We start from the raw sequence: 17997 nt of genomic DNA on the forward strand, positions 1-17997 counted from the left end.
CCTTCCGATTGACCCCAACCTTTTACACGTACCTGTTCGTTTCAATGTTCAGAATGCGTCCTAATTCAATCAGTTCTTTCGTTACATCTCCATATACGAGTGCAAAGTGAGGTTCATATCCTTCATTCATTAATTCATATAGTGTATCTGTCACATCTGTTGTTAATTCCACTTCAACAGATGTACCGTTAAATGGCTTCTCTGTATCTAACGCTTTTCCACTCATCACTAACAAGCGGTAGCCATCTGGCGTATGACTGAGGCGGAAAATCGTTACTTCTCCCGATTTTAAGCCAAAATCCATTGTAAAGCCCATTTTTCGATTTGGATGCAAACCAGCCGTAGCTCCAGTTGAAGGGTTTGCTAACGAGTACGCAGCTGCTCCACAGTGCCAGAAGACAACGGAGTTATTCTCTTCATTCACATGAACAAGGTCTCCTAAATACGGGGCACTTCCTTTGTTCAATTCTCGTAAAATGAACATGGAAACTGCTCCGTGAATATCTGACTCACAAGAAGAAACCACACCATCTTCTGTGAATTGTGATAAAGTTGAGCAAGCGGCTGCTCCTAGTTCATTGAAGAAGTCTGGCCAACAACGAACGGCTAGTGCACGTATTTCTTCTTGTTCTACATGTTTTTTTACATAAGTAGAAAATTGAGCAAACTTTTTAACCGTCTCATCGTCTCGACGAATGCCAATTACTTGTTGTTCTGCTCGTTCAACGGCTGGTAGCCACTCTTCTTCTGGCAACTCGACACACTGTTGAAACGCATTATGTAAATCGATTGAATGAAGCTTCACGCCTAATTTTGTTGCTAGCTCATCTTCATTGGCATCTGAGAAAAAGAAACCTGGTGGATGTTCCCCTACTACCCCAATCTTTAGCTGTTGTAAACCTTTAATGACACGCATAACGTTCAGCTCTCTTATCATTCTTTCTTGTAAAGCTGTTTCGTCTGGATTCCCAAATACAAATGCAAATGGATGTTGATGGTTTTTTAACACGTTACTTGTACTATTGCCACCGGTTAATGAGTTTAAGCGTAATCTTCCCCCAACACTTGGCTCTCGAACTGACCATACGATAACGGGTTCATGTCGATGTTCAAGTGTTTTCACCATGAACTCTCCATCGGCAAATGTCACACTTTGATATAAAATAACATCCACGGATTCATGACGAACCTTTGCTAAAAATGCTTCTAACTCTTCGACTGACGTTAAAATATCTGTTGGCATGATGACGTTTTGACAGTTTTCTTTTAACCACTGTATACTTTTTTGGCGATACTCCTCTGCCGCTTCTAAATCGAACGTTTTTCTCCCTATCGGTAAATATAGAACATTTGTATTCAACGTATTTTCCCCTTTGTGTCGATTAATGTAATCAAATTCGTTATAACCATTATATAATACATAATGATGTTTTAGTAGTAGAAAATTCATTTTCTTTTTAAATGACATGAAAATCATACAGTCACTAAAAACCCCCTGCCACTCTATCCATTTATGTAACTGGATATCTCAAGCAGAGGGTTGATTTATCTATCTAAATAGATGCTTGTCTTGTTTAGATTTCTGTTAATGTTGAAAACAGAGAAGCCCACTCTGAATTCTTTCGGTAGAAAACTGGCGGATAACCAAGTGGAGCGTGAATAACAACATTCCCTCCATTACACTCTTCCCCACTCCAAAGGTGAATCCATTCATCTTCCGGAAGATACACGTCCCATGTTTGTTGACCTTCTTGGTAGACAGGTGCTACTAACAGATCTTGACCAAATAAATATTGATATTGAATGTCGTATGCCTTCTCATCGTGTTCATAATGCATAAATAGTGGGCGTTGAACAGGGACGCCTGTTTCAGCATTCAATGCAACAAGAGATTTAATGTACGGAGCAAGTGTGACATATACATTGGTCATTCTTGCGAGATGTTCTAACGTTTCATCATCATCATCAAATTGTGCACAGTCATAAGGACGATTTCCTTCATGTGTTCTCATCACTGGTGTAAACGCACCCATTTCTGCCCATCTCATTAATAACTCTTTTGATCGTTTGTTTCCATGTAAGCTTGTGTACCCCCCAATATCGCTATGATGAAGGCCACACCCGACCATACCAGAAGACAACGCTGCTGGAATGACCGACGCTAATCCATCATCTAATGACCAATCAACACTTTGGTCTCCTGCCCAAATGAGCGTGCAATACTTTTGTACACCTGTATAACCAGCTCTCATGAAGTAAACAATGTCTCCTAATTTACCAGACTCTTGTACAGCTTCATAGTTTACTTGTGCCCATATGGCTGGCCATGCATTGTGCATTTGTATCGGTGATTGTCCATTATGAAGCACAACATCAGTTGGTAAATATTCACCAAAGTCAGCCATCCAGCCATCTAGCCCAAAATCAATGAGATGCTCTTTAATAACACCTTTATACCATTCAAATGCTTCAGGATTTGTGAAATCTACCACTCCACAATAAAACTCACCGAAATCAACAAGATAGGTTTCGCCGTTTTGATTAAGTGCTAAATATCCTTGTTGCTCCGCATGTGTAAACAAGTCTCCTTCAACTGCTACGTACGGGTTAATATATCCTAAGAAGCGAATGCCGTTTTGTTTCCATTCTTTTATTTTCTCATCTAAATTTGGATATAACTGTGGATTCCACTTCCAATTCCACATTAATCGCTTTCCAAAAGAAGTGATCCTTTCTCCTTGCCAATCTTGACACCAGACACCTCCCACTTTTATACCTTTAGACAATGCTTTTTCTAGTTTTTGTTCAACAACATCCGTTCCACCTTGAATACCGAGCCAAATGCCATTATATGTCCATTCAGGAAGCTCTGGCTGTCTACCAAAGCGATTTGTAATCTTTTCAACAAGTTCAATGAACGTATTCGCACCTTCAAAGATGATTTCGTTTGGTACTTCCCAAATATGCAGTTCATGAAAAGTTTCGTGTCTAAAATCAAAGTCAGCATAAGAAGTTGTTTCCACATGACAATAATATTTATGACTAGATATAAAGGTTGGTTGTGGGAAGTTCGTATGATAATAGTCCCCACCTGCTTTATCTAATACATCGGCTTGCCACGTTACATACGTATTTTTATTGCGTCCTACACCTGGCTCTGACGTCCAAAGAGGGAAGTTCTTTCCTCTCATATTAAAATGTGAAAGTTGCTCTCCACATCCGTATACTTTTTCTTGCTTATTTGCTTCTATACGAACCCAAAAACGATTGAATCCTTCTTCTACTTCAATAAATTCTAATTTTGCTTGGTCTTCCTCTGCTTTTACTAATAAAGTTAAAACAGGGGAACCATTCTTGAACTGACTTAAATGAATTAAAAGAGTTTCGTCTTCATTTTGATTCACCTGGGCATGACGCAGCGCGACCCTCTCAATCAAGTAATCGTTTATATCAAAGTTTCCTCGATACATCTCAATGTCTTCTTCTCCATACCCTACATACACAAATGGAGTTGTTGATGAATGCTTAATGATTAACTGATCGTTCCAATATAACTCAAATCCATCGACTAGTGTGGTTAAAGACATTGCTACTTTATTTTGTATAGTATCCATGTATTCTCCTTTTTTCATCATTCTTTTTTATTCAATCTCTTTATTTATTAAGCACTTATATTCTTATTATCTTGTACTTGATTCATATATTGCTTTTGTAGAACATCTGCATATTTTTTATTCCATTTTTTTACGGACAAGATACTAAGAATTGTAGATATAATGGTTACACCAATCATTAATAACCAGAAATACGGTGACACCAACTCTTTTTCGTATGCTAAGCCGATTGGTGAGAATACGATATAAGTCATTACGACAAGCGTAAGTAAAACGACTGTGACAAGTAGTGAATATTTCCATGGAACAAGACTTACCTTCGCATCTGACTTGAATGTATAAGGCGTTTGTAAAGGTTTCCATTTTCCGATAGCCATCATGATCCCAACTTCAATGAAGAAGAGAATCGCATAAATGTGGATGAAGTTAAGCGTTACTTGAACACCAAACAGCTGATTTAATCCCCACACTAACATGTAGTATGTAATCACGTGGAAAATGATTGCTACCTTTGCGGCAAGTGGTGGAATTCGTTTTGAGAATAAGCCTACTAATACGATTGCGATGATTGGAATGTTAAAGAACCCTGTAAAGCGACGAATTAAATCCCATAATCCATCTGGTGCATTCATTAACATTGGCGATACAAAAAACGTTACTAACGCAATAACAGTACCAAACACCTTACTAATGCGAATTAATTGCTCATCTGATGCATGTGGTTTTAATGGCTTATAAATATCTAAAGCAAACATCGTAGCTGCTGAGTTTAACAATGAGTTAAATGAACTTAAAACAGCACCTAAAAGAACCGCTAAGAAAAATCCAGACATATAAGTTGGCAGCACATCTGCTACAAGGGCTGGATAAGCAAGGTCAACAGGCTCCATTCCTTGACCGTATAATTGATAAGCGATGAGACCTGGCACCATCATAAATAACGGGATGGATAATTTATAAAAGCCAGAGAATAGCACACCTTTTTGTCCTTCAGCAAGACTTGCAGCCCCTAGTGTACGCTGAATCACATATTGGTTTGTTCCCCAATAGAACAAGTTTGCAAAAATCATTCCGGTAAAGATCGTTCCAAATGGAACAGAGTCTGTGCTTGATCCAATTGCATTTAGTTTTTCTGGATTAGCTGTCACGACTTGTTTCACACCATCTGCAAAGCTGCCATCACCTAATGTAATAAAACCAAGAACAGGAACTAATATCCCGATAATGAGTAAGCCAATGCCGTTTAATGTATCTGAAACCGCAACCGCTTTCAAACCACCAAAGATAGCGTAAAGAGCACCGATAATACCGACTACCCATACAACAAGCCATACCGATTCTTCATACGAAATGTTTAGCATTTCTGGTACATTGAAGAGTTTTAAAATAGCCAATGCTCCAGAATATAAAACGGATGGAATCGTTACAAAAATATAACCTAACATAAATAAAACAACCGTATAACGACGTACCCCTTCGTCGTAACGAGTACTTAAGAAACCAGGTAACGTTGTAAACGCACCACCTAAATATTTAGGCAGTAAATAGAGTGCCATAATGACAATCGCAAATGCAGCCGTTACTTCCCATGCCATATTAGAAAGGTTTGCGCGATAAGCTTGTCCGTTTAACCCAATTAATTGCTCTGCCGATAAATTTGTTAATAATAATGAACCAGCAATGAACGTTCCAGTTAAGCCACGTCCAGCTAAAAAGTAGCCTGTGGAATCATTAACTTCCCCTTTTGTTTTTAAATAAGAAATCCATCCTACTAATCCCATAAAGAACATGCATGATAGAAGCGTAAACCAAATCCCTGTCATCCCCATCTATTCCCATACTCCCCTTTTATTTAAGTTCTTTTTTCACTTGCGCTTTCGTAATGAACTTCAAGATTTTCACCAATGATCCCCGGATAAGCTCCTTTATGAATCAGTACTTCTCGATCTGGATGTGCAAGTAGCCATTTATTTTTCATGAACAGCAGCTTATCTTCATCAGTGATTGTATCGAATTTATGTTCAAGAGGTTCGTTTGTTCCTTTAGGTAAAATAACAACGACTTTAAATCCATCGTCATGAACCTTACATGGAGCGAAGTGAAGTGTAGTTCCGTATAACTCGATGGCAGTGCCTTTCGGAACAAAGAAAGCCTTTACATTTTTTGAGTCAAATTGATTATGTTTGATTTCTTGAACACATCCCACTAGTAACACTAAGTCTGTAATGGCAATGTTAATTTCACTACCTTTATGATATTCAAGTCCGTTTAATGTACAATTAGGGCCGTTACAATAACCAATTTGAATGGGCATATCTCCGTAAAAGTTTGTTTGAATTTGTTGTTTGACCTCCGTCTGTTCCATTTCAGGTACAGAAGCTACATACAAATTTCCTGTTGAATCGACCGTTGTACGTTCCATATATGCTTCTAGCTCTTTGAAATGATAGGACGTAATAATAGTACCATATCTTTTAAAAGCATCGTTTGTTACGTGAAACATTTGAAGGTGATTATTTAATGCTTTTAATTGTTCAAAGCTTTTCATTCTTTCCCATCTCCTTGCATATAAGAAAACACCCTCAATAAAGGTGACAGAACACATTTTCATTGAGGGCTTATCATTGTGGTTATTTACCAACCGTTACTTCTGTAAGTGTGTTGTCCCAAGCGTTTCTAAATACATTTAACCCATAATCCGTAAAGGCATGCTGGAAGCTGTTTTGATATACTTCAAAGCCACACGTTACGATATGTGCACCTGATTTTGCAGCATCAACAATTTGTTTCCCGTTACGTAAAGCAGCTACAATGACTTCTGTGTCATAGTTGTAAGCTTTGTAAATATCCACAATATCTTGAATGTATTGACCAGTATCTTCACCGCTATTTTCTTTCCACCCTACGAAAGGAGAAACAAATTTTGAACCAATTCTTGCCGGTTGTAATGCTTGAGATGGTGAAAATACAAGAGTGACGTTCGTACGGATTCCTTCGTTTTCAAGTTCTTTTGCAGCGATTAAACCTGGTTCAATACAAGGAATTTTAATAACAAAGTTAGAAGATAAAGCAGCAATTTTCTTCCCTTCTTTGACCATTTCACGTGCATCATTTAAGTGAGGATTAATTTCTACAGAAATCGGAAACCCTTCTACTCCACGAAATTCGCTACCTAACTCATCTAATACTGTTAAAAAAGGTTTACCGCTATTCATAATATGACGAGGATTTGTTGTCACACCATCAATTGCCCAGTTTTCATATGCATAACGAATCTCATCAATTTTTGCACTGTCTAAAAAATATTTCATTAGTATCCATCCCCTTATACGTATTCAAAATTATAACATCATTATGTTTTTTAATAACATCACTATCTTTAAATCTATCATATGAAATCGCATACATTTTTTCAATACTTTTTTTCATTCTTTCAATGATTTTTTTAACCATCAAATCACTACAACAAAAAAAGCCGCTTTATAAGCGACCTTTTTCTATAGGTTTTTTCGATGCAAGCTCTTGCCATCATAAGTAAAGGCGATAATCTTTCCTTCTAAAGTGGTTTCTAAATGAACGGCTCTCCCCCATAGTTGGTACACATACGGCATGACCTTCTCTAAATATTTCACATCTAACTCAATGTCTTCATACCAGTGCTTCAAATACAGCTCACCATTTTTCAGGAAGTCTCCATCATTGACAGTAATGTAAGGGAAACCACCATTCACTCTCATGCTAACAAGCTGATCACGCACTTGTGTCCATTCCTTATCGACAACCTTATAATCTTTGCCTTGCTTTTGAAACAAATACATATCTTCTCTCATAACAAGGTCTTTTGTTAAATAGTTACGAATAAAGGAAATATCAGACTCCACTTCTCGAACTTCAAACATTTTTTCTCGCCCTGAGTTAGGCTCAACTCCCATTTTCTTCATGTCTTCTGTTGGATTATTATAACGCTCTTCAATATCTTCAAAGATTTTCAACCCAAGATAGTAGGGGTTAATACTTGTACGTGAAGGCTGAACGACACCTGCATTTAATTTGGCAAATTCAATGGCTTCACTACTTGTCAAATCCAGCTCTCGAATGATTCGCTGATGCCAATATGATGCCCAGCCTTCGTTCATAATTTTCGTTTCAAGTTGTGGCCAGAAATACAGCATTTCTTCACGCATCATCGTTAAAATGTCCCGCTGCCAGTCTTCTAAATTTCGGCTATATTCTTCAATAAACAATAAAATATCTTTTTCAGGGCTAGGTGGGAATTTCTTTTTAAACTTTTGTGCTTTTGGTCTTCGTTTATCTTTATAGTCTAAGTTCCATAAATCATCATATGGAGAGATTGCACCCTCTTCTTCACTCTCTTCCTCTTCTAACGTCCACGATAACTTCGGACGCATAAGAGAAGGATCAATATGTTCTTGAATAGACAACACAGCGTCTAAAAACTTTTCAACCTCTTGCTTTCCATGTATCAATTCATAGTTTTTAATTCTCTCTGCCGTTGCTGCCATACTTTCCACCATGTCTCGTTTCGTATTACCAAACCGACAATTATTTTTGAAGAAATCACAGTGAGCCAACACGTGAGCAACGATTAACTTATTTTGAATCAATGCGTTTGAATCTAACAAAAAGGCATAGCAAGGATCTGAATTGATAACTAACTCATAAATTTTACTTAATCCTAAATCATAATGAACCTTCATTTTATGAAATTGTTTTCCAAAGCTCCAGTGTGAGAAGCGTGTTGGCATTCCGTACGCTCCAAATGTATAAATAATATCAGACGGACAAATCTCATATCTCATTGGATAAAAATCAAGGCCAAATCCTGTTGCAACTTCTGTAATTTCTTCAATCGCATATTGTAACTGCTTATAATCTTCCTGACGCAAGACGAGCTCCCCCCTTCATTCCTTACTTTTAATCTATGAGTTAAAGAGACAAATCATGAATTACTCTCAAAGTAGATTTCAATTTCCGAAAAAGAACAAAAAACTTCAATATCCTAGCGATTATAAATCCGTCAGGAATTGAAGTTTTTCTCTATGATTCTACTTTTGTACAACTTCTAGTAAAATATCAACGCATTTTTCAATTTGCTCGATTTCAACGAATTCGTCAGTGGCATGCGCTTGATCTAAATGACCCGGACCAAACACAACAAAGTGATGATTAGTTGTTTCTAACCCAATCATCGTGACGTCTGTATAAGCAGGAAATCCACTTTCTTCTAACGGTTCCTTTACGACACGCTCATATGCCGTACGAAACATGTTCCGTAGCATGCTGTCTGACGAAGTACGTAATGGAGGGCGTTGCCATCCAAGATGTCGAACTGAACCAGATGTTCCTTTTACACATTCACAACCCTCTTGAATCGCTTGTTCTACTAATTGATTAGCTTCTTCTTTTGTCATCGGAGGAACAAGGCGAAAATCAAGTTCTGCTCGGCAAGATCCGGCCACCATGTTTGTTTTGCTTCCACCTTCGATTGTGCCAACAGAGATAGTAGGCTTACCAAAAATCTCGTGGTTATATGAAAGTTGATTTACTTTTTCTTTTAAACGAACAATAATTTCAGCCGCAGCATGCACTGCATCTGCCCCAAGATGAGCATTTCCACCATGAGAGCTTTTACCCTCTACACACATTTCATACCAAATGGTCCCTTTATGCTCAGTAGCCAATGTTAAGTTTGTAGGCTCTGTTGCAATAAGTAAAGCATTAGACGGAATGATGTTTTCGGCTATAAGTGCCATTGCACCTTTCATATATGGCCCTTCTTCATCGATGGTCGCAATCACGTATAAATCTCTTTGAAGCTGCCATTGTTTTGTAGCAACTACTTTTAATGTCATTAACGCACAAGCTAATCCGCTTTTCATATCACAAGCGCCTCGCCCATATAACTTTCCATCTTGAATGATGCTTTCAAACGGTGGAACTGACCACTCACCTTCAACCGGAACGGTATCCATATGAGCCATAATAACAAGGGGCGGCTTATCTAATCCCCGCCCCTTATATTTTGCAATGACATTTTTTCTTCCTTGTTCAACTGTTTGTGTGCGTACAGACACATTTGGCAATGCCCGAAGCCATGACTCAACAAATGAACTACATTTCTCTTCAGAGCCATTCGGATTTTCAGTTGGAATTTGAATGAGCTTTTGAGTTAATAAGACAGCTTCTGAATAATTGGACATGTCGAGAAATCTCCTTTCTTACAAAGCTTCTTCAACCTTCTTGTCCGTTATCGGCTCTTCAAATAACTCTTGATGATACGTCTCGTTGTATTCACGTCGGGCGTCTTCAAACTTTTGCACAACATGTTGATCTTTTCGTTGTAATACAAGACTTAGCGATACAAATAAAAGACTATTGATTAACAAGCCCCACACACCAGCATGAAAGCCAAACGGAGCACTTAAGGAAGGAATAAATGTAATAAGTAATACAACGGCGATTCCGGATAAAAGTCCCCAAATAGCTGCGGTTGGATGAGCACGCCTCCAACTAATTGCACCAATCGTTGGAACAATTAATTGAGCGGTTCCTGCAAGAGCTGCAATTCCGATTGTTACTAAAACACCTGGTACAACTAGTGCCATAAAATAGGCAACTAATGAAAAGATAATGAGTGACCAGCGTCCTACCTTGATAATTGATTCTTGGCTCGCATCTGGCTTTACATAACGTTGATAAAAATCTAATGTCACAATCGTTGATACTGCATGAATCTGTGAATTAGCTGTCGACATCGCCGCTGCAGCACCTGCTGCTAAAATGAGAGAAGCTAATGCAAACGGAGCATACTTCATCAGCATAATTGGTAACACTTGATCTGGATTTGCGATGTTAGGCTCAAGTAATACACCTGAAAAACCAGCTAATACGGATCCGATATAAGCGATTGCCGCAAATCCAAGTAAAAATGGCATTAAATTAAACAGTTTTCCACTTTTTACAGAATACATTCTAAGCCAAATTTGAGGACCCATGAATGCTCCGATTGCCGTTACAACAAAAAGTGAAAACCACATTGGATAGCCCATTGTACCTTGTGGACCTGGAAGAGATAAATGAGCAGGGCTTGTTTCCATTAGCTGAGTAAACATACCGGTTGGTCCACCTAGATTTTGAGAAATATAATAGCCTGCATACATCATGCCAAAGAATAAGAGGGCCCCGTAGATAATATCGGTCCATGCAACTGCCCGAATTCCCCCTACCCACACATACACAACGATGACAAAATAAAACATCAAAGCAGAGAGCCAAAAAGGAATGGTACCTCCAGAAGCTACTTCAATTAAGTAAGCTCCTCCTGTTAACTGAATTTGAAGATAGGGAATGGTGAAAATAAGAAGAATAGCCGCAACAATGACACGAAGCTTTTCATTATTGTAAAAATCCCCGATTAAATCTGATGCGGTGATGTAGTTAAATTTCTTTCCTAAAAACCACACTCTTTTACCAATTGCATAGTACATAAAGCCGAATAGTAAATTCCAAGCCAGCGCCGTTAAATAAACAGGACCATGTGTATAAAATGTCGCATTTGAACCTAAGAACGCAAACGAACTCCACCATGTTGCCGCTACGGTAAAAAAGACAGCTACTGCTCCCATGCCACGTCCTTGTATAAAGAAATCTTCACTTGTATTGGCCGATTTTGAAGCTGCGAAAAACCCGACAACTAATGGAATAATCATAAAAGCTGCAATAATAAGGACACCAGTGGTCATCGCATCTATTCCCCCTTTTGTCTATGTTTCTATAAACAGTTAGTATGTCTCTTCTTTATTCACTACCTGGCTTCACTTTGCTTCCCCAATTAGTTATGTAGCCAATGAAAAATAAAACGGTTGTCACAAACCACCAAAGTAAATTCCAAAAAAGAAAGAAAGGTATGCCCATGACCACAAATTCTGATGTATTCGCAAATAAGATGAGCGGTGTTTCCATAATAAGAAAGCAAAGAACAATTAGGCTATAAAGCAAAACTTTTTTTCGAGGATACTTTCCAAACATCATTCTCTCTTCTCCTTTCATATGAAGGTTTTGTACCTAAATTATATCGAGTCGCCATCAGATGTTCATTAGACAGACTGTAAAAGAATATCTAAATTAACTGAACATTCTTACTAACAATGTATCATTTTTGTCTAGGAAAGATTGCGTTTATGGAAGAAGATATGACACTTTGTCTACATGAGGCATAATCGTCATTGGACAATAAAGAAAGGGAAAGAAACGTTTTAAGTACAAAATTGTGCTACACGATGAAAGGATGATTATTATGATGTGGACATATTCCAGAGAAGTGAATGGGAGTCAAGGATTATGGAGTATGGAGGAACTCAACGATGACAAGAGCGGTGCAAGTAAACAGAAAACAATAGGATGAATCCATTTAAAAAAGCAGTTTCCATCATTGAACGTATACGTGCCTTCACTAAAACAAACTGTTGAGCTTATTTTTCACCTTTTGTCTTAAACTAATACTGGTTTTTTCATTGGACATCTCCCCAACATTTACACTGTAATAAACGCTGTAAATGTCACACACTATACGTAACTCCTCAAAAGGAGGGCTTACAATGGACTTTGTAGATTATGACAGAGCACTGTATTACACACACCGATCACAATGGGATAATTTATTGATATTAATGGTTCGAACAAACGATGATTTTCTTTCAAAACGAATTGAACATTTTTTACATGCTTACAACTTTGAACGAAACTACCGAGTGATTCAAGAAGAATTGTATTCATTGCTACGCTATATTGATCATGCTTCGACGCAACATGATCAATATGATATAGCTGAATTTACAATGGACGACATGTAGAAAGAAGGGATATACGTCCCTTCTTTTATTTTGTTCACCCTTCATTGGATTATTCTTCTTTTACCTTTTTCATGAATCATTTTCCTTCTCGTCATAAGCGTTGAGGAAATTGAATAAGTCAACGTCATTTATGTTAACTAGTAAAAATAAATAGTTGACATAATAATTCTTTATCCGTACACTCTTTGTAAGAATACATAATAGTTGGAGGTTTTTTATATGCAAACAAAACCACGTTTTCGCGCATTAGATCTTACATTGATTGGGATGTTTGCTGCATTAATGGCGATTGGTGCAAATATGACGTCATGGGCACCTTTCTTACAAGTTGCAGGTGTACCATTATCTATGCAACCGTTTTTTGCCATTTTAGCTGGCCTTTTATTAGGAAGCCGACTTGGGTCTCTTTCTATGATTGTTTATTTATTGATTGGAATTGCAGGAGTACCTGTATTCGCACAATTTAAAGCAGGAATTGGTGTGATATTTGGAGGCACGGGCGGATTTTTACTTTCCTATATCGCCACAGCTTATATCGTAGGTAAACTAATGGAGCAGAAACAAAATCCTCCACTTCCTACATTCTTCGTTTCATCATTCGTAGGGATTATACTTATTTATGTCATTGGTACGAACTATATGTACATGGCTGTCAACTATTGGCTTGAAGCACCAATGGGTTATGGAACTGCCTGGAAAGTAATGGCTTCATTCGCTTTAAAAGATATTGCATTCACAATTTTTGGTGCGTTAATCGCTCCAAGAATCTACCATGCCATTCACTCTTCTCCCTACTTTTCAAGACAACAAAAATCAATTCCTTCATAAATCGCGCAAAGACCTTGTCAATTCAGATGACAAGGTCTTTTATTATTGTTGCTGCTTTATTGCTTCATATGCTTGTGCATACATGTTTAACTCTTCTACAAGCGCGTTGACTAATAAAGCTGCTTCCTCATTCAATGACGATTGTTCTTTTTCGATGTGAATCGGATCTAATACTAATTGTTTTGAGATGACATTTGCATAAAGCGCACGAGCCACTGTACGCATATTGCTAAGTGCATTCATGCCACCTTTTCCACCTCCAGCAACGGCTAATAAAGCCACTGGCTTATGGTGAAATTGTTCACTCCCTAAAAAGTCGAGGGCATTTTTTAGAGCGCCGCTCATTGCGCTATGATATTCAGGTGATGTTAAGATGATGGCATCTGCTTCTTGAACCGTCAAACGAAGCCACTTGACAACTTCTAACTCGTATTGCTCTTGTTCTCCATTAAAGACTGGTAACTCTAATTGACTTAAATCAACAAGTTGCCCTCCATATTTTCTTTGCAGCTCTTTTGCTACAATGGTCGTTCTTCCTTGTTTTCGAGGGCTACCGTTTATAATAACAACATTCATGTTCATCGCTCCATTTTTTATTTGATACCACTAGTATATGGTAAAAGTGAACGCGATAAATCTTGCATACGATGGAACGTTATCTCCTAAATAAGTCGAAAAACATCTACGACCTTAGTCGTAGATGCCTCATACAAGTCCATGTTTCACTGCATAAAGAGCCGCTTGTGTACGATCGGCTACATTTAACTTGGAAAAAATATTGGATACATGTGTTTTCACTGTTTTCTCTGTAATCACGAGAACCGCAGCGATTTCTTTGTTACTTCTTCCGTTAGCAATTTCTGTTAATACGTCTCTTTCACGATTCGTTAAGGTATGAAGCAGACTTGTTTCTTTTTTTTCATGAGCTGACAAATGAGAGAACACATGAGAAGTAACTTTAGGATGTAACTGACTTTCTCCTCGATGAACTGCATAAATGGCCTGCACGAGCTGATCAGGTTCTACATCTTTTAATTGATAGCCAACTGCACCCGCACGAATGGCAGGAATAACGTGATCTTGATCAGCAAAACTCGTTAAAATAAGGACTTTCATGTTTGGTTCTACTTCTTTTAGCTTTTTCGTTGCTTCAATTCCATCCATATTAGGCATGACTAAATCCATGAGGACAACATCGGGTTTAAGGCGTTGTGCTAACTCAACAGCCTCTACTCCATCTTTTGCTTCACCAATCACTTCAATTTCGGCCTGCGTTTTCAAAAAGAACAACAATCCTCTTCTTACAACATGATGATCATCAGCAATCAGAACCTTTATCTTTATCTTCATCTTGTCCCCTCCTCTATTGGAATCGTTATGGTGACTTTTGTTCCTTTTCCAAGTGCGCTTTCAATGTGGCAGGTTCCTTTTACTAGTTCTGCTCGCTCTTTCATACTTAATAAGCCAAGGGAAGGTAGCTCTTTATGCGGTTCATAAAAGAATCCGTGACCTCGATCTTGGATAGTCATCACAACAAAATCATTCGTGATGTTAAATGTAATAAAAACATCTTTTACATCTGCATGCTTGCTGCAGTTATTTAACGACTCTTGAGCAATCCTCCATAGAGCTTCCTCTAAATGAGAAGAAAGATTTAATACACCGTTTACGTCCATGTGTACCTCTAACCCAAGCATCTTTGCATAATCAATTAGCGCTGTACTAATCCCGTTTTCTAATCCTTGAGGACGCAATTGCCAAATCAGTGCTTTCATCTCTTTTAACGCATCTTGCGAGAGCTGTTGCATATAGGATAGCATGTCTTTTATTTCAGGTTCATTTGTCATTTCCTTTGTTCCTCTAGCCGTTAAAACGAGCGAAAATAACAATTGATTCACCGAATCATGAAGGTCTCTTGCTAGTCGATTTCGCTCTGCTAGCAGCATAAGCTCATTTTCTTTCTTGGCTAATGTAACACGTTTTATTGCTGTTCCAATCTGATAAGCAACTCCTTCAAGTAAGACAAGCTCGTCATCAGAAAAATGAACCTTATGAGGAGAAGCAACATTTAATAAACCAAATGCTTCTTTCCCCGCTCTCAAAGGAACGGTCGCATGATGCGTGATTCCTTCTGTATCTCCCCAATTCAATTCAATGGCATCTTCAATTCGTTTGCATTCAATAATATTGGTTGCCCGCTTTAATCGGCCATCATTGTATCGATCTAAACACCAACATCCACCTTCACACATCGGTTGTTTATCTCGTACACATAAAGCTTCAGGCATTTTATAATCAGCAATTAACTCATACTTTCCTTGTTTATCAATTAAAAAAATCCACCCTGTATGAAGTCCGGTTAAACTTAACAGCTTTTTTAAGACCTCATGTAGCATGACTTGTAAATCATTTTCAGAATTTAACGTTTCAGCAATTTCTTTTAACGTTTGGTTATCACTCATTTGCTTTTTATCTTTCATTTTAATAGCTCCTTACAAAAGCTTGGTCCATTATATTCCTCTATTATATCAAGAATGACTTACCATTATCTCTCAAAATATGGGTTGAGATTTTCTACATCAAAAGTTGTAGTATCTAAACAAACGTTTGATTAATCCTTTATCACTGCTTTTATAGAGAGGGGTTTCACGGTTTAAACAAACGTTTGATTAACACAAAAAGACCACTATCATTAAACCTTGCTATTTCAAAGTTTATGATAATGGTCTTTGTAACAACAACAGAAGTTTGACTTAGCTGTTTAGTACATCGTTAATTTTATTTAATACATCCTCTTTTACTTGATCTAGCTTTTCAAGACTTTCTTCATCTGTCTGTCCAGTCACACCGAAATAGAATTTCACCTTTGGTTCTGTACCTGATGGACGCAGACAGAACCAAGACTGATCTTCAAGGTGATATTTCAAGACATTTGATTTTGGCAGCACAATTTCTTCTTTTGTTTGAGAAGACAACACATTACGCTCACTTAACTTGTAATCTTCTACAACGGTTACGTTTTTACCAGCAATCTGTTGAGGAGGAGCTTGTCTAAACGTAGAGATAATGTGTTCAATTTGCTCTGCCCCTTCTTTGCCTTTTAACGTTAATGAGTGTAGCCCTTCACGGTAGTAGCCATACTGTTCAAAAAGTTGGTGAAGTGCTTCATATAGGGTCATACCTTTCTTCTTATAGTATGCACATACCTCTACAGCTAAAAGGGCTGCTTGAATAGCGTCTTTATCACGAGCAAAGTCACCAATTAGATAGCCATAACTTTCTTCGTAACCGAATTGGAATTCATACTCGCCCGTTTCCTCGTATTGCTTAATTTTCTCACCAATAAATTTAAACCCTGTTAACGTGTCAATCGTTTCTAAGTCAAATGACTCAGCAATTTTTCGACCAATTTCAGACGTTACAATGGTTTTTAATACAACACCGTTTGCTGGTAAGATGCCTTTTGCTTTTTTCTCACTTAATAAATAGTGCAGCAAAATAGCACCTGTTTGGTTTCCTGTTAGTAAAACATAGTTGTCTTGATGATCTTTTACAGCAATTCCCAAGCGGTCAGCATCAGGGTCTGTTGCGATTAACAGATCTGCCCCTACTTTTTCCCCTTCACGAATCGCATATTCAAAAGCAGCTGGTTCTTCAGGGTTAGGTGATTTGACCGTTGAGAAATTTGGATCTGGTAATTCTTGCTCTTTAATCACCGTTACATTCTCATAACCAAGCGTTTGTAACGCTTTACGTACAGGCTTATTCGCTGTGCCATGAAGAGGAGTAAAGACAACTTTTAACTCAGCTCCTACTTCATTTGCTAATTGTGGATTTAATGAAATCGTTTGTAATTGTTCATTATAAGCTTCATCCATTTCATTACCAAGCATTTCAATGAGTCCTTTTTGTTTTAACACATCTTCAGACTCTACTTCAATTTGCAGCTCATTTTCCACAGCACTTACATAGGATACTAATTCATCTGCTTCTTTTGGTGGAAGCTGACCACCGTCTGGACCATATACTTTATAGCCATTATATTCAGGTGGGTTGTGACTTGCCGTTACAACGATTCCACCGAACGCATTTAAATGACGAACAGCAAATGATAGCTCTGGCGTTGGACGAAGTTCTTCAAACACATAAGCTTTAATTCCGTGAGTGGCTAATGTCTTTGCCGCTTCCATCGCAAACTCCGGCGATTTGTGCCTTGAATCATAGGCAATGGCCACACCTTGTTTTTTTGCTTTCTCTCCTGCTGCTTCAATGTATTGTGCTAACCCTTCTGAAGCTTTTCGTACCGTATAAACATTCATTCGATTTGTACCAGGTCCTATTTCACCACGCATACCACCTGTTCCAAACTCTAACTCTTTATAGAAGCATTCTTCTAATCGCTTTTCGTCTCCATTCATCTCTTCTAGTAGAGAACGCGTTTCTGCATCTAAGGCAGGTTCATTGATCCATAACTCATATTTTTGTTTCCAACTCATAAGATGAGGCCCCCTTTAGCTGATTGGTAATATGTATGAATAAAGAAAAGCAATGACTTTTCTTTTACATCACTGTGGTTCAATAATCCTTTTTCATTCGACGTTGCATACAATAGTTCTACAAAAAAAGCGTTCTTCCTGCATAAAACTTTTTTATTGTCATTTGTCATACGCTTTCATTTTAAC

The 17997-nt window shown here is 37.9% G+C and carries 15 protein-coding genes; 2 read left to right on the forward strand and 13 right to left on the reverse strand.

Annotated elements, in window-relative coordinates:
• Nucleotides 1–22 precede the first annotated feature (22 nt).
• From sftI to JOC83_RS07835, 9 genes are all read right to left on the reverse strand, one after another.
• Nucleotides 23–1360, reverse strand: a complete 1338-nt coding sequence (sftI, locus tag JOC83_RS07795; protein ID WP_239583403.1) for a sulfoquinovose isomerase — start codon at nt 1358–1360, stop codon at nt 23–25.
• Nucleotides 1361–1574: 214 nt separating this feature from the next.
• Entirely contained in the window at nt 1575–3614 is a 2040-nt protein-coding gene (locus JOC83_RS07800) for an alpha-glucosidase (protein ID WP_205185950.1), read from the reverse strand.
• 47 nt (nt 3615–3661) lie between these two features.
• Nucleotides 3662–5443 (reverse strand): solute:sodium symporter family transporter, encoded by a 1782-nt coding sequence (locus tag JOC83_RS07805; RefSeq protein ID WP_205185951.1) that lies wholly within the window; start codon nt 5441–5443, stop codon nt 3662–3664.
• Between the two features lie 23 nt (nt 5444–5466).
• Nucleotides 5467–6162, reverse strand: coding sequence for a DUF4867 family protein (locus JOC83_RS07810; protein WP_205185952.1), 696 nt, complete (start codon nt 6160–6162; stop codon nt 5467–5469).
• A gap of 82 nt (nt 6163–6244) precedes the next feature.
• Complete coding sequence (locus JOC83_RS07815) at nt 6245–6925, reverse strand: transaldolase family protein (RefSeq protein WP_205185953.1); 681 nt, start codon at nt 6923–6925, stop codon at nt 6245–6247.
• A gap of 186 nt (nt 6926–7111) precedes the next feature.
• Nucleotides 7112–8521, reverse strand: a complete 1410-nt coding sequence (locus JOC83_RS07820; protein ID WP_205185955.1) for a SpoVR family protein — start codon at nt 8519–8521, stop codon at nt 7112–7114.
• Between the two features lie 159 nt (nt 8522–8680).
• Nucleotides 8681–9835 (reverse strand): M20 family metallopeptidase, encoded by a 1155-nt coding sequence (locus JOC83_RS07825; RefSeq protein WP_205185957.1) that lies wholly within the window; start codon nt 9833–9835, stop codon nt 8681–8683.
• 18 nt (nt 9836–9853) lie between these two features.
• Nucleotides 9854–11377, reverse strand: a complete 1524-nt coding sequence (locus JOC83_RS07830) for a sodium:solute symporter family protein (protein ID WP_205185959.1) — start codon at nt 11375–11377, stop codon at nt 9854–9856.
• 55 nt (nt 11378–11432) lie between these two features.
• Nucleotides 11433–11666, reverse strand: coding sequence for a hypothetical protein (locus JOC83_RS07835; protein WP_239583404.1), 234 nt, complete (start codon nt 11664–11666; stop codon nt 11433–11435).
• A 566-nt stretch (nt 11667–12232) separates the two neighbouring features.
• On the opposite strand from JOC83_RS07835, the gene JOC83_RS07840 reads away from it, so the two are divergent.
• Nucleotides 12233–12487 carry a YhdB family protein gene (locus JOC83_RS07840; RefSeq protein ID WP_205185961.1) on the forward strand — a complete coding sequence of 85 codons (255 nt, stop codon included), beginning with the start codon at nt 12233–12235 and terminating at the stop codon, nt 12485–12487.
• Between the two features lie 219 nt (nt 12488–12706).
• Nucleotides 12707–13315 (forward strand): biotin transporter BioY, encoded by a 609-nt coding sequence (locus tag JOC83_RS07845; RefSeq protein WP_205185963.1) that lies wholly within the window; start codon nt 12707–12709, stop codon nt 13313–13315.
• Nucleotides 13316–13357: 42 nt separating this feature from the next.
• Here the strand turns inward: JOC83_RS07845 and JOC83_RS07850 are convergent, their stop codons facing one another.
• The 4 genes from JOC83_RS07850 to JOC83_RS07865 form a co-directional block, all read right to left on the reverse strand.
• Nucleotides 13358–13891 (reverse strand): NADPH-dependent FMN reductase, encoded by a 534-nt coding sequence (locus tag JOC83_RS07850; protein ID WP_205185964.1) that lies wholly within the window; start codon nt 13889–13891, stop codon nt 13358–13360.
• Between the two features lie 129 nt (nt 13892–14020).
• Entirely contained in the window at nt 14021–14659 is a 639-nt protein-coding gene (locus JOC83_RS07855; protein ID WP_338038887.1) for a response regulator transcription factor, read from the reverse strand.
• 2 nt (nt 14660–14661) lie between these two features.
• Nucleotides 14662–15795 (reverse strand): GAF domain-containing sensor histidine kinase, encoded by a 1134-nt coding sequence (locus JOC83_RS07860; RefSeq protein ID WP_275580417.1) that lies wholly within the window; start codon nt 15793–15795, stop codon nt 14662–14664.
• Nucleotides 15796–16068: 273 nt separating this feature from the next.
• Nucleotides 16069–17811 carry a phospho-sugar mutase gene (locus tag JOC83_RS07865; RefSeq protein WP_205185965.1) on the reverse strand — a complete coding sequence of 581 codons (1743 nt, stop codon included), beginning with the start codon at nt 17809–17811 and terminating at the stop codon, nt 16069–16071.
• Between the last annotated feature and the right edge of the window lie 186 nt (nt 17812–17997).

Source organism: Priestia iocasae (assembly GCF_016909075.1).
Classification (GTDB): Bacteria; Bacillota; Bacilli; order Bacillales; family Bacillaceae_H; genus Priestia; species Priestia iocasae.